17 protein-coding genes and 1 pseudogene are annotated in these 17,891 nt (G+C 68.4%); 14 read left to right on the forward strand and 4 right to left on the reverse strand.

All coding sequences use genetic code 11. From position 1 onward, the window contains the following. Window positions 1–117 precede the first annotated feature (117 nt). From alr to groL, 8 genes are all read left to right on the forward strand, one after another. Window positions 118–1,329 carry an alanine racemase gene (alr, locus tag H1R19_RS08230; RefSeq protein ID WP_188329763.1) on the forward strand — a complete coding sequence of 404 codons (1,212 nt, stop codon included), beginning with the start codon at window positions 118–120 and terminating at the stop codon, window positions 1,327–1,329. A gap of 14 nt (window positions 1,330–1,343) precedes the next feature. Next, window positions 1,344–2,498, forward strand: coding sequence for an alpha/beta fold hydrolase (locus tag H1R19_RS08235; RefSeq protein WP_372632125.1), 1,155 nt, complete (start codon window positions 1,344–1,346; stop codon window positions 2,496–2,498). Beyond that, complete coding sequence (gene tsaE / locus H1R19_RS08240; protein WP_188329761.1) at window positions 2,495–2,974, forward strand: tRNA (adenosine(37)-N6)-threonylcarbamoyltransferase complex ATPase subunit type 1 TsaE; 480 nt, start codon at window positions 2,495–2,497, stop codon at window positions 2,972–2,974. Before H1R19_RS08235 ends, tsaE begins: the two co-directional genes overlap by 4 nt. After that, window positions 2,967–3,722 (forward strand): tRNA (adenosine(37)-N6)-threonylcarbamoyltransferase complex dimerization subunit type 1 TsaB, encoded by a 756-nt coding sequence (gene tsaB, locus H1R19_RS08245; protein WP_244970911.1) that lies wholly within the window; start codon window positions 2,967–2,969, stop codon window positions 3,720–3,722. Before tsaE ends, tsaB begins: the two co-directional genes overlap by 8 nt. Next, a complete protein-coding gene (rimI, locus tag H1R19_RS08250; RefSeq protein WP_188329760.1) occupies window positions 3,719–4,228 on the forward strand; it encodes a ribosomal protein S18-alanine N-acetyltransferase in 510 nt (169 codons plus the stop codon). The genes tsaB and rimI overlap by 4 nt, the downstream gene beginning before the upstream one ends. Further along, window positions 4,225–5,271, forward strand: a complete 1,047-nt coding sequence (tsaD, locus tag H1R19_RS08255) for a tRNA (adenosine(37)-N6)-threonylcarbamoyltransferase complex transferase subunit TsaD (RefSeq protein ID WP_188329759.1) — start codon at window positions 4,225–4,227, stop codon at window positions 5,269–5,271. The genes rimI and tsaD overlap by 4 nt, the downstream gene beginning before the upstream one ends. A 200-nt stretch (window positions 5,272–5,471) precedes the next feature. Then, the gene (gene groES, locus H1R19_RS08260) at window positions 5,472–5,771 is read left to right on the forward strand and encodes a co-chaperone GroES (protein WP_219851173.1); all 300 of its coding nucleotides are present in this window, start codon (window positions 5,472–5,474) and stop codon (window positions 5,769–5,771) included. 119 nt (window positions 5,772–5,890) lie between these two features. Next, the gene (gene groL, locus H1R19_RS08265; protein ID WP_188329758.1) at window positions 5,891–7,507 is read left to right on the forward strand and encodes a chaperonin GroEL; all 1,617 of its coding nucleotides are present in this window, start codon (window positions 5,891–5,893) and stop codon (window positions 7,505–7,507) included. Between the two features lie 96 nt (window positions 7,508–7,603). On the opposite strand, the gene H1R19_RS08270 is transcribed toward groL, so the two are convergent. Then, window positions 7,604–7,900, reverse strand: a complete 297-nt coding sequence (locus H1R19_RS08270; protein WP_188329757.1) for a WhiB family transcriptional regulator — start codon at window positions 7,898–7,900, stop codon at window positions 7,604–7,606. A gap of 416 nt (window positions 7,901–8,316) precedes the next feature. On the opposite strand from H1R19_RS08270, the gene H1R19_RS08275 reads away from it, so the two are divergent. From H1R19_RS08275 to H1R19_RS08285, 3 genes are all read left to right on the forward strand, one after another. Further along, window positions 8,317–9,312, forward strand: coding sequence for a hypothetical protein (locus H1R19_RS08275; RefSeq protein ID WP_188329756.1), 996 nt, complete (start codon window positions 8,317–8,319; stop codon window positions 9,310–9,312). 166 nt (window positions 9,313–9,478) lie between these two features. Then, the gene (locus tag H1R19_RS08280) at window positions 9,479–10,066 is read left to right on the forward strand and encodes a sigma-70 family RNA polymerase sigma factor (protein WP_188329755.1); all 588 of its coding nucleotides are present in this window, start codon (window positions 9,479–9,481) and stop codon (window positions 10,064–10,066) included. After that, entirely contained in the window at window positions 10,050–11,207 is a 1,158-nt protein-coding gene (locus H1R19_RS08285) for an anti-sigma-D factor RsdA (RefSeq protein ID WP_188329754.1), read from the forward strand. Before H1R19_RS08280 ends, H1R19_RS08285 begins: the two co-directional genes overlap by 17 nt. 126 nt (window positions 11,208–11,333) lie before the next feature. Here the strand turns inward: H1R19_RS08285 and H1R19_RS08290 are convergent, their stop codons facing one another. Next, window positions 11,334–11,723 (reverse strand): DUF5319 domain-containing protein, encoded by a 390-nt coding sequence (locus H1R19_RS08290; RefSeq protein WP_188329753.1) that lies wholly within the window; start codon window positions 11,721–11,723, stop codon window positions 11,334–11,336. A 147-nt stretch (window positions 11,724–11,870) separates the two neighbouring features. Here H1R19_RS08290 and guaB point away from each other — a divergent pair, with 147 nt between their 5' ends. From guaB to H1R19_RS08305, 3 genes are all read left to right on the forward strand, one after another. Continuing rightward, window positions 11,871–13,382, forward strand: a complete 1,512-nt coding sequence (gene guaB / locus H1R19_RS08295) for an IMP dehydrogenase (RefSeq protein ID WP_188329752.1) — start codon at window positions 11,871–11,873, stop codon at window positions 13,380–13,382. 106 nt (window positions 13,383–13,488) lie between these two features. Continuing rightward, complete coding sequence (locus tag H1R19_RS08300) at window positions 13,489–14,646, forward strand: GuaB3 family IMP dehydrogenase-related protein (protein ID WP_188329751.1); 1,158 nt, start codon at window positions 13,489–13,491, stop codon at window positions 14,644–14,646. Window positions 14,647–14,815: 169 nt separating this feature from the next. Beyond that, on the forward strand, window positions 14,816–16,570 hold the full coding sequence (locus H1R19_RS08305; RefSeq protein ID WP_219851174.1) for a GMC family oxidoreductase N-terminal domain-containing protein: 1,755 nt from the start codon (window positions 14,816–14,818) through the stop codon (window positions 16,568–16,570). A gap of 74 nt (window positions 16,571–16,644) precedes the next feature. Here the strand turns inward: H1R19_RS08305 and H1R19_RS23455 are convergent, their stop codons facing one another. Both H1R19_RS23455 and H1R19_RS23460 read right to left on the reverse strand, forming a co-directional pair. Continuing rightward, window positions 16,645–17,019, reverse strand: a complete 375-nt coding sequence (locus tag H1R19_RS23455) for a hypothetical protein (RefSeq protein ID WP_425323651.1) — start codon at window positions 17,017–17,019, stop codon at window positions 16,645–16,647. Window positions 17,020–17,171: 152 nt separating this feature from the next. Next, window positions 17,172–17,840 (reverse strand): annotated as a pseudogene (locus tag H1R19_RS23460) (helix-turn-helix domain-containing protein); the annotation flags it as partial. Between the last annotated feature and the right edge of the window lie 51 nt (window positions 17,841–17,891).

Consider the following 17,891-nt stretch of genomic DNA (forward strand, 5'->3'; position numbering starts at 1 on the left):
CGGATCGCGGTACATCGGTGTGACTACTCACATGCACTCCGCAGAAGGACGCGAATCTCCCGGTCATCCCTCCCGCAGGGAAGAAGCCGGCACGTCGATCTGGGACAATGGTCGGCGATGACTTCCCCTGCTCTGACCGCGACGGTCGATCTCGGCGCGATCGCCCACAACATCGGTGTGCTGCGTGACGCCTCGGGGGCTGCCGTGATGGCGGTCGTGAAGGCCGACGCCTATGGTCACGGCGCCCTCCCGGTGGCGCGCACGGCACTGGCCGCCGGGGCGGCGGAGTTGGGTGTGGCGCACATCACCGAGGCGCGGGCGCTGCGGGCGGCCGGGATCGAGGCGCCCATCACCGCGTGGTTGCACACGCCGGGAGCCGACTTCGCCGCAGCGGTCAGCGAGGGCATCGACATCGCGCTCTCGTCGATCTCGCAGCTCGACGCCGTGGTGGCGGCCGCGCGTGCCACCGGTGTGCAGGCCACCGTGACCGCGAAGGTCGACACGGGACTCAACCGCAGCGGCGTCGCGGTCGATGAATGGGCCGATTTCGCCGAGCGTGTCGCGAAGGCGCACGCCGACGAGGCCGTGACGCTGCGTGCGGTGATGTGTCACCTCGCCCGCGGTGACGAGCCGGACCATCCGCTCAACGACGAACAGGCCGCCCGGCTCGACGACGCCGTCGCCGACCTCGCTCGCCTCGGTGCCGCCCCGCAGATGGTGCACATGGCGAATTCCCCTGCGGCCCTGACCCGTCCGGACCTGGCCCGCGACATGGTCCGCCCCGGGATCGCGATGTACGGACGCACCCCGGTACCGGCTCACGGCGACTTCGGACTGATCCCGGCGATGACGCTCTCGGCGCGGATCGCCTTGGTCAAGAACGTCGCGGCAGGACAGGGCGTGTCCTACGGCGAGTCCTGGGTCGCACCGCGCGACACCGTCGTCGCCGTCGTCCCCGCCGGCTACGCCGACGGTGTGCCGCGCCTGCTCTCGGGCAGGCTGCGGGTGCGGATCGGCGATCGGCTCTTCGACGGCGTCGGCCGGATCTGCATGGATCAGCTCGTCGTCGACCTCGGACCGGGCGGTGCCGGTGTGCGCGAAGGTGACGAGGCGGAGTTGTTCGGCACCGGCCACCACGGCGCCCCGACCGCCAAGGACTGGGCCGATGCCATCGGGACCATCGACTACGAGATCGTCTCGCAGATCGGTGCCCGGGTGGTCCGGCGCTACGTCGGCGCAGCTCAGGGGGATTCCGCGGCTCAGGGGGAAGCGGCAGCAGTGCAGGGTGACACCGACCCGGGCCGCGGTGACGCGGTGGCCGGGCAGTGAGCGGGGCGACCGCGATGGACGAGTCCGAGCGCGTCGGATTGCTGGCCGGAGTGGCCGGGGTCGCGGCACTGGGAGCAATGGCGGCGCTCGGCGCGGCGCGCAACATCGCGCGGAACCGGGTCGTGGGCACGGCCGACCCGCACGCCGACGCCGACCTCACCGCCCTCTACGGCGAGCGCGCCACGACGGTGACCACCGACGACGGTCTCGAACTCGCGGTCCGCATCGTCGATCTCGGCACGGCCTCCGAGGAAACCGCCCCCGAGGCCACCGCCCCCGATCTCACCGTCGTCTTCGTGCACGGTTTCAGCCTCCGATTGGCGAGCTGGCACTTCCAGCGCGAGCAACTCGCCGAGGAATGGGCCGACCGCAACCACAGGTTGGTCTTCTACGATCATCGCGGTCACGGTGACAGTGATCCCGCGCCGACGGAGACCTGCACCATCGCGCAGCTCGCCGATGACGCGGCGGCGGTGATCCGGGCCGTCGCCCCGGTGGGACCTGTTGTCCTGGTCGGACATTCGATGGGCGGCATGGCACTGATGGGACTCGCGCGCCGGCATCCGGCGCTGTTCTCCGCGCATGGTCCGGTCTCCGGTGTGGGTCTCGTGGCGACGGCCTCACGCGGCCTGACCGAGGCGGGACTCGGTGAGGGCCTGAGCAATCCGGTGATCGACGCCTTCCGGATGACGGTGCGACGGGTGCCCCGCCTGGTCCAGGCGGGCCGGGGGCTGACCCGGCAGGCGCTCGAGCCGGTCCTGGTCGCGGCGAGCTTCGGACCCACCTTCTATAGTCCGGCCCTGGGCCGCGCCGTGGAGAAGATGATCCAGAACACGCCGATCGAGACCATCGTGAACTTCCTGCACGCGTTGGAGACCCATGACGAGTCCACTGCGCTGCCGGTGCTGGCACAGGTCCCGACCACCGTCGTGTGCGGTGACCGTGACCGGCTCACGCCGCTGCCGAACTCGGTGCGGATGTACTCCCAGCTCGGTCGGGATTCGCGCCTGGTGGTGGTCAAGGGAGCCGGACACATGGTTCAGATGGAGGAGCCGCGTCTGGTCACCGACGCGATCGTCGACCTCGTCGACCGGGCGCGACAGGCGTTGCCCGCACCCCGGCGCCGCTGGTGGAAGCGCGGTACCCGGCCGAGTGAGCCACCCCGATGAGCGAGCTGGGCGATCGTGCCGCCGGTAGACGCGAACTTCCCGATGTCGCCGACACCGAGGCCTTCGGCGCCGAACTGGCGGGCACCCTGCGCGCCGGTGATCTGGTGATCCTCGACGGTCCGCTCGGTGCGGGCAAGACTGCTCTGGCGCGCGGCATCGGCGCCGGTCTCGGGATCGTAGGAAGGGTCACCTCGCCGACGTTCATCATCGCCCGCGAACACCGGCCGGGCCGTCCCGGCGGTCCGGCGATGATCCACGTCGACGCCTATCGGCTCGGTGGCGTGGGCGACGGCGGGCTCGACGAACTCGACGCCCTCGACCTGGATTCGGATCTGGCCGATGCGGTGGTCGTGGTCGAATGGGGCGAGGGCGTGGTCGAGCGACTGGCCGACCGGCACCTCGTGGTGCGGCTGCGTCGTGACGTGGATACGGATGTGCGGCATGCGGAATGGGAATGGGTGAGTCCGGGTGAGTGAGCCCCGTCGGAGTGAGCGAGTGATCGGGCCCGGGGGAACCGGGCGGGTGGTGCTGGCCGTCGACACCGCGACCGACTCGGTGGTGACCGGGGTGGCCGAGCTGACGGGCGGTTCGATCGCGGACGTGCGCGTCCTCGCCGAGCGGGTGGTGGCCGATCATCGTCGCCATGCCGAGCTGCTGACCACGCTGATCGCCGAGTCGCTCGCCGAATCGGGTGTTTCCCGCAGTGCTCTCGACGCAGTCGTGATCGGTTGCGGACCAGGACCTTTCACCGGGTTGCGGGTCGGCATGGCGACCGGTGCGGCCTTCGCCGACGCGCTCGGCGTCCCGGCGTACGGCGTCTGCTCGCTGGACGCCCTCGCGCAGGAGGCCGATGCCGGATCGGCGGCGTCGGACGTGCTCGTGGTCACCGACGCCCGCCGGCGCGAGGTCTACTGGGGTCTCTATCGGAACGGCGAGCGCAGGCGTGGCCCGGAGGTGACCGCGCCGGCCGTCGTCGCCGATGAGCTCGCCCGGGATCTGGCGGACGGCGTGATCGGCGTGGCCGCGGGTTCGGCGTCGCATCTGGAGCTCGTGGGCTGGGCCGGTGCGCCGCCGCGCGTCCGTGTGCCCTCGGTGCGCGGACTCGTGGCCGCCGCGGCACCCGGCATCATGGCCGGTGTCGCTCCGGAACCTCTTGTCCCGCTCTATCTTCGACGCCCCGACGCGGTCGAACAGAAAGCCCGGAAAGTCGGGGCGAAGCGATGACCGCACCCGAGCTGGTCATCGATGCACTGACCTACGACGACATCCCGCAGTGTGCGGAGCTGGAGAAGCGGATGTTCGCCGAGGATTCGCCGTGGCCGGCCGCGGCGTTCCGGGCGGAACTCAACGCGCCGTACAACACCTACTTCGCGGCGCGGGAACGCGCCGGCGCGCAGATCATCGGGTACGCCGGGCTTTCCACCCTCGGAGGACCCGACGCCTACGAATGCGAGATCCACACGATCGCCGTCGATCCGGAGTACCGCGGCCGCGGCATCGGCAAGACGCTCCTGGAAGCCATGTTGGCGATCGCCGACGAGAACGACGCGCCGGTGTTCCTCGAGGTGCGCACCGACAACGAGGTGGCCATCGCGCTGTACTCGACGCATGGGTTCAGCACCGCCGGAATCCGGCGCAACTACTATCAGCCGTCCGGTGCGGATGCCTACACGATGTTGCGGCTCCCGGTCTCGGGGCGGCCGCTCGAACCCGAGGAGGGCCCGGCGTGATCGTCATGGGTATCGAGAGTTCCTGCGACGAGACGGGTGTCGGCATCGTGCGCTGGACGCCGGGTGACGGCGGTGCCCCGGGATTCGCGACGCTGCTCGCCGACGAGGTCGCCTCGAGTGTCGACGAGCACGCCCGTTTCGGCGGCGTGGTCCCCGAGATCGCCTCGCGGGCGCATCTGGAGGCCATCGTGCCGACGATGCGCCGGGCACGCGAGACCGCGGGCATCGACCGTCCCGACGCCATCGCGGTCACGATCGGTCCGGGGCTGGCCGGGGCCCTGCTGGTCGGCGTCGCCGCGGCCAAGGCCTATGCACTGGCCTGGGACGTGCCGCTGTACGCGATGAACCACCTCGGCGGCCATGTCGCGGTGGACACCCTCGAACACGGCCCGATGCCCGAGTGCGTCGCGCTGCTCGTCTCCGGGGGCCACACACACCTGCTGCACGTCACCGATCTCGCCGAGCCGATCGTCGAACTCGGCACCACCGTCGACGACGCCGCCGGCGAGGCCTTCGACAAGGTGGCCCGCCTGCTCGACCTCGGTTTCCCCGGCGGGCCGGCCCTGGACCGCGCCGCCCGCGAGGGGGACCCCCGGGCCATCGCTTTCCCGCGGGGCATGACCGGGCCCCGCGACTCTCGGCATGATTTCTCCTTCAGTGGGGTCAAGACCGCGGTGGCGCGGTATGTCGAGAAGTGCGAGCGCGACGGGATCGACGTTCCGATCGCCGATGTGGCGGCGTCGTTCCAGGAGGCCGTCGCCGACGTGCTGACGATGAAAGCGGTGCGCGCCTGCACCGACCTCGGCGTCGACACCCTGGTCCTCGGCGGGGGAGCGACCGCCAACTCCCGTATCCGCTCGCTCGCCGAAGAACGTTGCCGCGCTGCGGGAATCACGCTGCGGGTGCCCAAGCCGCGTCTGTGCACCGACAACGGCGTGATGATCGCGACGCTCGGTGCCCACGTCATCGCCGGTGGCGCCGAACCCTCGCCGCTGACCGTGGCCTCGGACCCGGCGATGTCGGTGCGGGTGAGTCAGCTGTAGTCCGCTGGGCCGCGCCCCGCGTATCGCCGGAAGCGAACACGTCGGACTTTTGCACCCGCCGCCCTTGAGTGCTGGCACTCGCATGTATAGAGTGCTAGTTGGCGCTGAGTGAAGCCTCGGATACCCGCGACGACGAGGTTTTGTCCCAGTGCCATGAACGTGCAGATTCTTTCTCAGTACGAAAGTTGAGGACTCACATCGTGGCGAGCGTGAACATCAAGCCGCTTGAGGACAAGATCCTGGTGCAGGCCGTTGAGGCCGAGACGACCACCGCCTCAGGCCTGGTCATCCCGGACTCCGCCAAGGAGAAGCCGCAGGAAGGCACCGTCATCGCCGTCGGCGAGGGTCGGGTCACCGAGCAGGGCAACCGCGTCCCCGTCGACGTCAAGGAAGGTGACACCGTCATCTACAGCAAGTACGGCGGCACCGAGATCAAGTATGCCGGCGAGGACTATCTGATCCTCTCGGCACGCGACGTCCTTGCCGTCATCGGCAAGTAAGACTCGGGCAACCCAGACCCGCAAGTCGCTTTCGCGTCTCACACCGCCCCGGCGCCCCGTCCAGGGGTACCGGGGCGGTGTGCGTCGCCTCGAGCGGCTCCCGTTGAAGAAAGTGATTCATGGCCAAGCAGATTGAATTCAACGAAACCGCGCGGCGGGCGCTCGAGCGAGGCATCGACCAGCTCGCCGACACCGTCAAGGTCACCCTCGGCCCGCGCGGCCGACATGTGGTGCTCGCCAAGGCATTCGGCGGACCCAGCGTCACCAACGACGGCGTCACCATCGCGCGCGACATCGATCTCGAGGATCCGTTCGAGAACCTCGGTGCGCAGCTGGTGAAGTCGGTCGCCACCAAGACCAACGACGTCGCAGGCGACGGCACCACCACCGCAACGGTTCTCGCGCAGGCAATGGTCAAGGCGGGCATGCGCAACGTGGCCGCCGGATCGAACCCGATCGAACTCGGGCAGGGGATCAGCAAGGCCGCCGACGCGTTGAGCGAGGCACTGCTGGCTGCCGCGACCCCGGTCTCCGGTGAGCAGGCCATCGCCCAGATCGCCACCGTGTCCTCGCGCGACGAGGAGATCGGGGAGATGGTCGGCAAGGCGATGACCGCGGTCGGCGCCGACGGCGTCGTCACCGTCGAGGAGAGCTCGGGCCTGAGCACCGATCTCGAGATCACCGAGGGCGTCCAGTTCGACAAGGGCTTCCTCTCGCCCTACTTCGTCACCGACATCGACAGCCAGGAAGCCGTCCTCGAAGACGCTCTCGTGCTGCTGTACCGCGACAAGATCAGCTCGCTGCCGGAGTTCCTGCCGCTGCTGGAGAAGGTCGTCGAGGCCGGCAAGTCGCTGCTGATCGTCGCCGAGGATGTCGAGGGCGAGCCGCTGTCGACGCTGGTGGTGAACTCGATCCGCAAGACGATCCGTGCCGTCGCGGTCAAGGCGCCGTTCTTCGGCGACCGCCGCAAGGCGTTCCTCGAGGACCTCGCGGTCGTGACCGGCGGCACCGTGGTCTCCGCCGACATCGGTTTGAGCCTGTCGACCGCGGGTCTGGACGTCCTCGGGTCGGTCCGTCGTGTTGTGGTGACCAAGGACGCCACCACGCTGGTCGAGGGTGCGGGCACCAAGGAGGCGATCGCCGACCGCTCGGCACAGTTGCGCCGCGAGATCGAGCAGTCCGACTCCGACTGGGACAAGGAGAAGCTGGCCGAGCGTCTGGCCAAACTCTCCGGTGGTGTCGCCGTGATCCGTGTCGGTGCGGCCACCGAAACCGCACTGAAGGAGCGTAAGCACCGCGTCGAGGACGCTGTGGCAGCTGCGAAGGCCGCAGTCGAAGAGGGCATCATCCCCGGCGGTGGCTCGGCCATCGTCCAGGCGGCGAAGAAGCTCGACGAGCTCGCCGACTCGCTCACCGGCGACGAGGCACTCGGTGTCCGGGTGGTCCGCGCCGCCGCGAAGGCTCCGCTGTACTGGATCGCCGCCAACGCGGGTCTCGACGGCGCCGTGGTGGTCGACAAGGTCGCCAACGGCGGCGACGGCGCGGGTTTCAACGCCGCGAGCCTCACCTACGGCGACCTGGTCGCCGAGGGCATCATCGATCCGGTGAAGGTGACCCGTTCCGCGGTCGTCAACGCCGCGTCGGTGGCGCGGATGGTGCTCACGACCGAGACCGCGATCACCGACAAGCCTGCCGAGGAGCCCGCCGGCCACGCCGGCCACGGCCACTCGCACTGACGCACAACCACAAGAGCCGGGCATCCTCGAGGTGAGGGTGCCCGGCTCTTGCGGTGGTTGCGCAGGTCTCGGCGCGATGCGCCGGCCCGGAGCCCGTCAGCTGGCGATGCGGCGCCCGACTCCGCGCTTCATCAGAATGCTGCGCTCGGACTCGGACAGTCCGCCCCAGATACCGTATGGCTCGGCGACCGCGAGTGCGTGTTCACGGCATTGCGCGATGACGGGGCACTGATGACACATTTCCTTGGCGCGACGCTCACGCTGGGCGCGTGCACGACCCCGCTCGCCGTCCGGATGGAAGAACATCGACGACTCGACGCCGCGGCAGAGTCCTGACATCTGCCAGTCCCAGATGTCTGCGTTGGGGCCGGGGAGATGATTGGGCTGAGGCATGGCAGCTACTCCTTGTGTGAGGCCGCACCGAGGTGCTGAGTGGAGAAACGTCGATTTACTGCAACGCTGTGCACACATTAAGCGGGCCTGAGAAATCGCGTCAATAGTCTCGAAAAGGGACATGCGCTCCGCGAAAGTCTCGGAAATGTTAACTACTGGTTGCCCGGCGGGTGCGCGTTAGCACAGCGGTTTCCGGGTATACCGATACCCCCTGGATTGGTGACACGGGTACCGGATGACCTGTGGGTATGCATGGGCTGAACTACTGTGGGAGCGATCGGAGCCGACACGGAGTGTGGTGACGTCGACAGGATCGATTTACCTCAGCGAAATCTGCTGATGATGCCCGCGTGATCTAACGGGAGAATTAACGTTTGGACTCGTTCGTTAAATTCAGGAAAACCGAAAAGATCCCAGTGACCAAGAACACTCCTCCTGCCCTCGACAACGCCCCTGAACTGCGCCGACACGGCTCCGGCGTACCCGGGCGGGCTTCACCGCCCGGCGAAGCTGCCGCCGAGAAGGCTTGGCGGTGCGAATGGGAGCGCGCCGTGACGGTCGGCGGACGCGGCGACTATGCAGCCGCCCTCACCGAGCTGGCATCTCTGGAAAGGTGCATCCGGTCGCGGCACGGCGGCGAGCCCCGCACCGGCGCGGCGGCGGCACTGTTGTCGCTGTGCCGCAGCACGACCGCATCGCTGATGCGCCAGGGCGGCCGTCATCGCCGCGCGCTCGGCCTGGACGGGTGGGCGGCGGCGGTGGCTCTGCCCGACGGTATGTCGACGTCGATCGTCCCCACCCACGGGCCGGGCGGGTTCTCTCTGACCCGGGCGGCGATGGCCGACGCCGTGATCGGCCTGGCCGCCGACAATCTCGGTCTGCTGCGGTTGGGTGCGTCCCGCCGGCTCCTGGCGCGTGCGCGTGTGGTCCTCGACGCGGACGGGCAGGGATCCGCGGCTGCCCCGGGTGACGGGTGGTCATGGGATGCGGTGACGGGGGACTGGCTGACCGCGACGCGGTGCCGGCTCCGATGGGAATGGGTGAGTGCGGAACTGGGCCTCTACTCCGGCGACGTCGGAATGGGCGTCGAGCATGCCCGGGCGGGCGATCTCCTCGTCGCGCAGATGATCGACCACACGGCCGACGCCGTCCCGGTGCGGCATCGGGTGAAAACCGCCCTGATCTCGGCGGCCGCCACGGCCGGACTGGGCGATCTCGAGGCGGCGTCGACGGCTGCCAGGGTCGTCGTGCGGGACGCGGACGAACACGGTCTGATGCCTTTGGAGTGGGCGGCAACGAGCCTGCTGGTCGGCACCGGCACCGCCTCGGCCCGCGAGGTGCGGCGGCATCGCCGGCTCCGCGCCACGCTCATCGGCAAGGGCATGCCGTTGACCGCCGGGGCCGATGGCTAAGGTATGTGGGGGTCTGCCTCGCCATCGCCGCTGGAAAAGACATCCTTGGTGCCGCCGTCAGCGGTGTCAGATGTCTGCGCAGCCGGTGATGTCACGAGCGTGGGCACCCTAACAGGACTGGTCACACCGGTCGTACCGATCTGTAACACGGGGATTCCTACACGCGATGAAGCTGACAGGTGGTGAGTTGGACGACGCTGTCCGGGCCGCGAGCCGGGGCGATCGTGCCGCTCTCACGTCAGTTCTCGAAAGCGTGCAGGAACCCATCCTGCGCTATTGCCGAGGGCGAATCGGAGTCGGAGAACGGCATCTGTTCTCCGCAGATGACATCGCACAGGAGGCTTTGATGGCGGTGATGACCGCGGTGCCCCGTTATCGGGACCAAGGCAAACCCTTCATGGCCTTCGTCTATGGCATCGCCTCGCACAAGGTCGCCGACGCGATGCGCGTCGCCGCGCGCGTCAAGTCCGATCCGGTCGACGAGGTGCCCGAGGTGTCGCACGTCACGGGCGGCCCCGAGCAGTACGCCCTCGACGCCGACGGCAGCAGGCGGATGCGGGCGCTGCTGGCGATACTCCCCGAGAAGCAACGCGAAGTGCTGGTGCTGCGTCTGATCGTGGGCATGTCCGCCGAGGAGACGGCCCAGGCGATCGGCAGCACCGCGGGCGCTGTGCGGGTGGCCCAGCACCGTGCGCTGGCGAAGTTGAAGGACGAGCTCAAACGGGCGGGGGGTCATGATGAGCGGAGAGTCTGATTGGCGCCGACGTCGCTCCGTGCACGGCCGCGATCAGCTACGACGACCCGGGCAGCCGCCGACGCACCGTCGCGCACCCGGCCCCAGCGGTCCCGATCCCAGCGGACCCGACTTTCGCCCCGAGGATGTGAGTGCTGACATGTATGAGGAGACCGGCACCCTGAGCAGGATCGGCGCGCGCCGCGACGCCGATGGCCTCGCCGGCGATGGCCGCGACGATGCTCTGTTGGCAGGACTCAACACCCTGGGCGACGATGCACTCGACCTCTCCGATGTCGGCTTCGACGAGAACTTCCTCGACGCGCTGTCCCGCGATGTCCCTGTCCCCACGCGTGACGATGCCGAATACCAACTGGCCGAACTGCTCTCGGGCTGGCGTAACGAGGCCGTGTCGGCGCCCGCGGCCGAGCTGGTCTCCATCGACGACGTCGAACGCGCCATCGACAGCTCGCAGCGTGCGAGCCGCGGACGCCGGATGATCCGTCATCTGCGTGTCGTGTCGGGTGCCGCCGCCATCGTCATCGTCGCCGCCGCCGGGCTCACGGTGCTCTCCGAGGGGTCGCAACCCGGGGATCCGCTATGGGGGATCAAGCAGGTCGTGTTCGCCGAGGCGGCGTCGGAAACCCAGGCGGCCCATGATGTCCGCACCGACCTCGAGCGTGCCGAGGCGGCGATCGCCGCGGGTGACACCGTCGCCGCGTCGAGCCTGATCGCCAAGGCGCAGAGCAACATGGGGCCGATGCGCGACAACGACCTCCGCGACGAGATGCTCAACTGGATGACTCGTCTGCGGGCGGGTGCCGGTCTGCCCGCGACCGAGTCCACCACCTCGCCGTCGGATTCCGTGCTGCCCTCGATCGAGACCACGCGCCCGGATCTGCGCATCGACCCGAAGGACCCGTCGGCACCCGAGAAGCCGTCGACGACACTGCCGACCCCGCCGCCGGCGGAACAGTCCGAGCCCACCGACGAGCCGTTGCCGAGCGAACAGCCGGTGCCCTCGGCCCCGCCGAGTGAGGACACTCAGTCGCCGAGTGCGCCGACGCTGAGCAAGTCGATGACCCGCACTCCCGCCGAGTTCCCGGAGATTCCGTGGACACCGCCCCCCGGCGTCGACGCGTCGGCCAAGCGGCCCGGCTGAGTCGGCCTGCCCCGACCGAACACGACTGCGCCCGTACCGAGAGATCATCGGTACGGGCGCAGTCGTCGTTGTGGAGGTGTCGTTGTTATCGAAGCGTCGTCGTGGAAGTGTCCGCCCGCGGCAGAGTCAGCGACTGTCGTCGAGGTGGTTGCGGGCGTCGGCGTAGCCCCGGCAGTAATCCCACGTCACATAGGCGTCGGGGCGCGGGTCGACGGCGGGCTCGTGCGGTCGGACGGTGCCGTCGATGAGCAGCTGGATCAGGTTTGCGCGGAGCATGTCCCAATCGTGGTAATGGTCCTCGTGGCAGTCCTCGCAGACGACGACGAGGCCGCGGACGCCGCGGTGGGCCAACAGTGCCTCGTACAAGGCGAGGTCGGCGAGATCTTCCTCGACCGCGAGCCGCTCGTTCTCATCCAGGGGGATACCCGGCTCCACACTGTCCAGTGCGGAGGCAGGATCGCTCGGGTCATCGGCGAACGGATCCGGCGGGAGGCCGGGTGGGAGGTGGTCACGCACACCACCACCGTAGCCGATTCCCCGGTGGTTCCGCCGAAGGCGTTCAGAGGTCTCGCCGGCACGAAATATCCCGCCTGCGGTCGTCGCGTCGGCACCGAGGGTGACGTGTGACGATCGCCGCATCACGGGAGTCGATACGATGGTCCGATGACGCATGTTCGCACCGGTGGAGACGATCCCGGCAAGGTCGCAATGCTCGGCCTGACCTTTGACGACGTCCTGTTGCTGCCGTCGGCCTCCGACGTCATTCCCAGCGACGTCGACACCTCGTCCCGCGTGACCAAGAACGTGACGCTACGCGTGCCCCTGGTGAGTTCGGCGATGGACACCGTCACCGAGTCCCGGATGGCCATCGCGATGGCCCGCGCCGGCGGTATGGGCGTGTTGCACCGCAACCTGTCGATCGAGGATCAGGCCGGTCAGGTGGAGACCGTCAAACGGTCCGAGGCCGGCATGGTGACCGATCCGGTGACCTGTACGCCCTCGCACACGCTGGCCGAGGTCGACGCGATGTGCGCGCGCTACCGCATCTCGGGGCTGCCGGTGGTCGACGACAAGGGCGAGCTCGTCGGCATCATCACCAACCGCGACATGCGCTTCGAGGTCGATCAGAGCCGCCCGGTCGCCGAGGTCATGACCAAGGCGCCGCTCATCACCGCCCAGGAGGGGGTCTCGGCCGAGGCCGCGCTGGGGCTGCTGCGGCGCCACAAGATCGAGAAGCTTCCCATCGTCGACGGCAACGGTCGCCTGACCGGACTCATCACGGTGAAGGACTTCGTCAAGACCGAACAGCATCCCCTTGCCACCAAGGACTCCGACGGCCGACTTCTCGTCGGGGCCGCCGTCGGTACCGGCGGCCCGCAGTGGGATCGCGCGATGGCCCTGGCCGACGCCGGCGCGGACGTGATCATCGTCGACACCGCCCACGCCCACAACCGGCTGGTGCTGGACATGGTGGCCAAGCTCAAGGCCGAGGTCGGCGAGCGTGTCGACGTGGTCGGCGGCAACGTCGCCACCCGTGAGGCGGCGCAGGCACTCATCGACGCCGGTGCGGACGCGGTGAAGGTCGGTGTCGGACCGGGCTCGATCTGCACGACCCGCGTCGTGGCGGGTGTCGGCGCCCCGCAGATCACCGCGATCCTCGAGGCGGTTGCGGTGTGTCACAAGGCCGGTGTACCGGTCATCGCCGACGGCGGTCTGCAGTACTCGGGCGACATCGCCAAGGCGCTCGCCGCCGGTGCGTCGACCGCGATGCTCGGCTCGCTGCTGGCGGGTACCGCCGAGGCGCCGGGCGAGCTGGTCCTGGTGAACGGCAAGCAGTTCAAGAGTTACCGCGGAATGGGTTCGCTCGGCGCGATGCAGGGACGCGGTCAGGCCAAGTCGTATTCCAAGGACCGCTACTTCCAGGACGACGTCCTCAAGGAGGAGAAGCTGGTGCCCGAGGGCATCGAGGGACGCGTGCCGTTCCGCGGTCCGCTCTCGCAGGTGATCCATCAGCTCGTCGGCGGCCTGCGTGCGGCGATGGGTTACACCGGCGCGTCGACCATCACCGACCTGCAGACCGCGCGGTTCGTGCAGATCACCGCGGCCGGACTCAAGGAGTCCCACCCGCACGACGTCACACTGACCACCGAGGCACCCAACTACTATTCCCGCTGAACACCCTCGTTCCCGCTGGACATCCTTGGCCGTTCCCGCCGGACCGCTCCGGTGCGGGACGCCGTAGGGTCGGTGTGCAGCTGGAACCCCGCAGAAAGGCGCAGTGGTGCGTGACCTCGTCGAAATCGGCATGGGCCGGACAGCCCGACGGACCTACGAGCTGGACGACATCAACATCGTCCCGTCCCGTCGGACCCGCTCTTCCAAAGACGTATCCACCGCATGGCAGATCGATGCCTACCGGTTCTCCTCGCCGATCCTCAGCCATCCGACCGACGCACTGGTGTCGCCGGCGGCCGCCATCGAGCTGGGCAAGCTCGGTGCTCTCGGTGTTCTGAACGGCGAAGGCCTCTGGGCGCGTCATCGCGACGTCGAGGCCAAGATCGCCGAACTGGTCGCGATCGCCGCCAACGACCCGGATCCCTATGCGGCAGTCCGGCATCTGCAGCGGCTCCACGCCGCGCCGCTCGACAGCGGGCTGCTGGCCGAGGCGGTGGCACAGGTCCGCGAGGCCGGTGTCACCACGGCTGTCCGGGTGAGCCCGCAGCACGCTCCGGAACTGACCCCGGCGCTGCTGGCCGCGGGCGTCGAGCTCCTGGTGGTGCACGGCACCATCATCTCCGCCGAGCACGTGGCGCAGACCGATGCCGACGGTGTCGCACGCGAACCGCTGAACCTCAAGACCTTCATCGCCGACCTCGACATCCCCGTCATCGCCGGCGGTGTGCACGACCACCGCACCGCACTGCACCTCATGCGGACCGGAGCGGCAGGCGTGATCGTCGGCTACGGCTCGGCAGCGGGTGCGACGACGACCGGTGAGGTGCTCGGCATCGGGGTGCCCATGGCCACCGCCATCGCCGACGCCGCCGCCGCACGGCGTGATTACCTCGACGAGACCGGCGGACGTTATGTCCACGTCATCGCCGACGGCGACATCCACAACTCCGGCGACCTCGTCAAGGCGATCGCCTGCGGTGCCGACGCCGCCGTGCTCGGGACGCCGCTCGCGGCAACGAGTTCCGCACCGGGCGGCGGCTGGTACTGGCCGTCGGCGGCGGCGCACCCGGACACTCCGCGGGGTGCCCTGCTGCAGGTTGCCGCCGATGAGGACCGGCCGAGCCTCGAGCGCGTCCTCTACGGCCCGTCCGACGATCCCTACGGTGAGCTGAACGTCGTCGGCGCGTTGCGTCGCGCCATGGCCAAGGCCGGCTACTGCGATCTCAAGGAGTTCCAGCGGGTGGGGCTCTCCGTTCGCGCCTGACCGGTCGACCCGTCGACCAACCCGCCCCCACAATCCGCCCTCCACGGCGATGCCGGCGTCATATCGTCGTCGACGGTGCTGTGGAGGGTGGTTTTGTGCGGCCACTCGGGGGTGGAGGTTAGGTAAACCTGACTGCCCGTACGTGACAACGGTCGTTAGTATCGTCTGCATGTCAGCCAAGCAGCAGAGCGCGCACCCCTCGGCCGATTTCGATGTGCTGATCGTCGGCTCCGGTTTCGGCGGCAGTGTCAGCGCGCTGCGCCTGGTGGAGAAGGGGTACCGCGTCGGCGTCGTCGAAGCGGGTCGTCGGTTCGCCGATGAGGAGTTCGCCAAGACCAGCTGGCGGCTCAATCGATGGCTGTGGGCCCCGAAGCTGGGTCTGTACGGAATCCAGCGTATCCACGCGCTCAAGGACGTGATGATCCTCGCGGGAGCGGGTGTGGGCGGCGGGTCGCTGAACTACGCGAACACGCTGTACAAGCCGCCGACGCCGTTCTTCACCGACCCGCAGTGGGATCACATCACCGACTGGGAAGACGAGCTCACGCCGTATTATGACCAGGCCCGACGGATGCTCGGTGTCGTCACCAACCCGACGATCACGTCCTCGGATCGGGTGGTGGCCGAGGTGGCCGCGGAGATGGGTGTCGGAGACACCGTCACCCCCACACCCGTCGGCGTGTTCTTCGGGGCCAAGACCGGTCTGTCCGGTGCGCCGGGGGAGACCGTTCCCGACCCGTACTTCGGTGGTGCCGGACCGGATCGCACCGCCTGTACCGAGTGCGGCGCGTGTATGACCGGTTGCCGCGTGGGCGCCAAGAACACCCTCCTGAAGAACTACCTCGGACTCGCAGAACGCAACGGTGCCACCATCATCGACCGCACGACCGTGGACTCGCTGGTCCAGCGCGCCGACGGGTCGTGGGAGGTCGGTACGCACCATTCGTCGTCGTGGGGTCCGGTGGGGCGTCGTCGACGCACCATCACGGCCGGACAGGTGATCCTGGCCGCCGGTACCTTCAACACCCAGCGGCTGCTGCACCACGCGAAAGTCGATACGCTGCCGAAGATCTCGGATGCGATGGGCCGGTTGACGCGCACCAACTCGGAGTCCATCCTCGGTGCGATGGGCTCGCGGATCGACCCGGAGAACGACTACTCGCGCGGTGTCGCGATCACGTCGTCGTTCTATCCCGAGCCGAACACCCACATCGAACCGGTGCGATATGGCAAGGGCTCCAACGCGATCGCTTACCTGCAGACCCTGCTCACCGACGGCGGGACGCGCCGCAACCGCTTCGGCCAGTTCCTGCGTCAGGTCGCGAAGAACCCGTTCCTGCTGGTGCGTCTGCTCGTCGTGCGCCAGTGGAGCGAACGCACCGTCATCGCGCTGGTCATGCAGAACAACAACAACTCGCTGACCACCTTCGTCCGCAAGCGCGGGCCGCTGCGTTACGTCACCAGCAAGCAGGGTCACGGCGAGCCGAACCCGACATGGATTCCCAAGGGCAACGAGGCAACTCGGCGGATCGCGGCGAAACTGAACGACGGCATGGCCGGCGGCACGTGGGGCGACCTGGTGAACATGCCACTCACCGCCCACTACCTCGGCGGGTGTGCCATCTCCGACGATCCCGAATCCGGGGTCATCGATCCCTACCAGCGGGTGTGGAACTACCCCACGCTGCACATCACCGACGGCGCGTCGATCTCGGCCAACCTCGGCGTCAATCCGTCCCTGACGATCTGCGCGCAGGCGGAGCGGGCAGCGGCGTTGTGGCCCAACAAGGGTGAAGACGATCGGCGCCCGGCCCAGGGCGACCCGTACCGGCGCATCACCCCGACGGTGCCGGTGGCGCCGGTGGTTCCCGCTGATGCTCCTGGCGCGTTGCGGTTGCCGATCACCCCGATCCGGAATCCGTAGCAACAGTGCGGTCATAGCGCGCTGTGGTGTCTCGGGTCATCGCTGACACTTTTGTCTCGGGACATCGCTGACAGTCATGCTGCCGGAAGTGGTTGTCGTTTGCCATGGGTGCCGGGGGTTCGACGCTGGCCTTGGTAGCGGCGAGTGGGGTCGGCGTCGAACTCACGCACAATGGTGGTGCCGCTGAAGATGACGATGTGGTTGTCGTCGCAGATGGCGTCGAGGGTGTGTCCACCCCACCGGTTGCCGACCTGGACGAAGTAGGGGCCCACAGTGATTTTGCCTTGCTTGGGGTTGACCTGTTGGCGGGTGGTGAACACTGGTGCTGGTAACGGCCGGTCGACCGGCCGGGCGTGTTCGGTGGCATGGAACGCCTCGGCCGGAGTCGCACCACGTAGCGCACGATGGGGTCGACTGTGGTTGTAATAGCCGCGGAATCGGTCGAGCATCTCGTTGAGGTCGCGACGGTCGCCGGTGCCGGTTGGGTGTTCAGCCAGCGTTTGAGTGTCTGCCAGAACCGCTCGATCTTGCCGCAGGTCTGTGGGTGATACGGGCGGGAGTTGATGGTCCGGGTACCCAGCGCACGCAGATTCTTCTCCAGCGGTGTTTCGAATCCACGATGCTTACCGGTGTACACAAATCCGTTGTCAGTCAACGACATCGACGGAACACCACATTCGGTGATGCCGGCGAGCATCACCTGCCACACCAGTGTGGTGGTGGCGTCACCGGTGTCGGGGGCCAGCGCGCACAGATACCGGGAGTGGTCATCGATTGTGCCCGCGATCGCTACCGAGGTGCCGTCGCTGAGGTGCCACTCGGTCCAGTCCGACTGCCACAACTCGTTGGGGCGCTCGTAGCAGAACCGCCGCATCGACGACTTCGGCCGTTTGGCCGGCTCGGCAACAATTAGCCCGTGCCGGTGCAGAATTCGCCATACGGTTGAGCGTGAGGGCACCGAATCGGCACCCTCACGCTGCAACGTCCACACAATCGACTGCGGCCCGTGATCCAGGCCCGCGGACTGCAAACGCGTCCGCGTGGCGATCACCAGCGCCTCGACGTCGCCACCCACACGCCCCGGCTCTGTGTGCGGTCGGCGCGACCGTGGTTCGAGCCCGGCCAGCCCATCAGCGACGAAGCGGCGCCGCCACTTGTAGAACGTCTGCCGGCTGATGTTCTGCTCCCGACAGAACTCGGCCACGTTCTCGATTCCACCCGCCAACGCCGTAGCTGCACGAACGTCCATCGCCGTCACCTTCTGGGCCATGAACCATGCTGGCCACGCCCTGCTCAGGTGTCAGCGATGTCCCGAGACATC

This window comes from Gordonia jinghuaiqii, from assembly GCF_014041935.1.
Lineage (GTDB): Bacteria > Actinomycetota > Actinomycetes > Mycobacteriales > Mycobacteriaceae > Gordonia > Gordonia jinghuaiqii.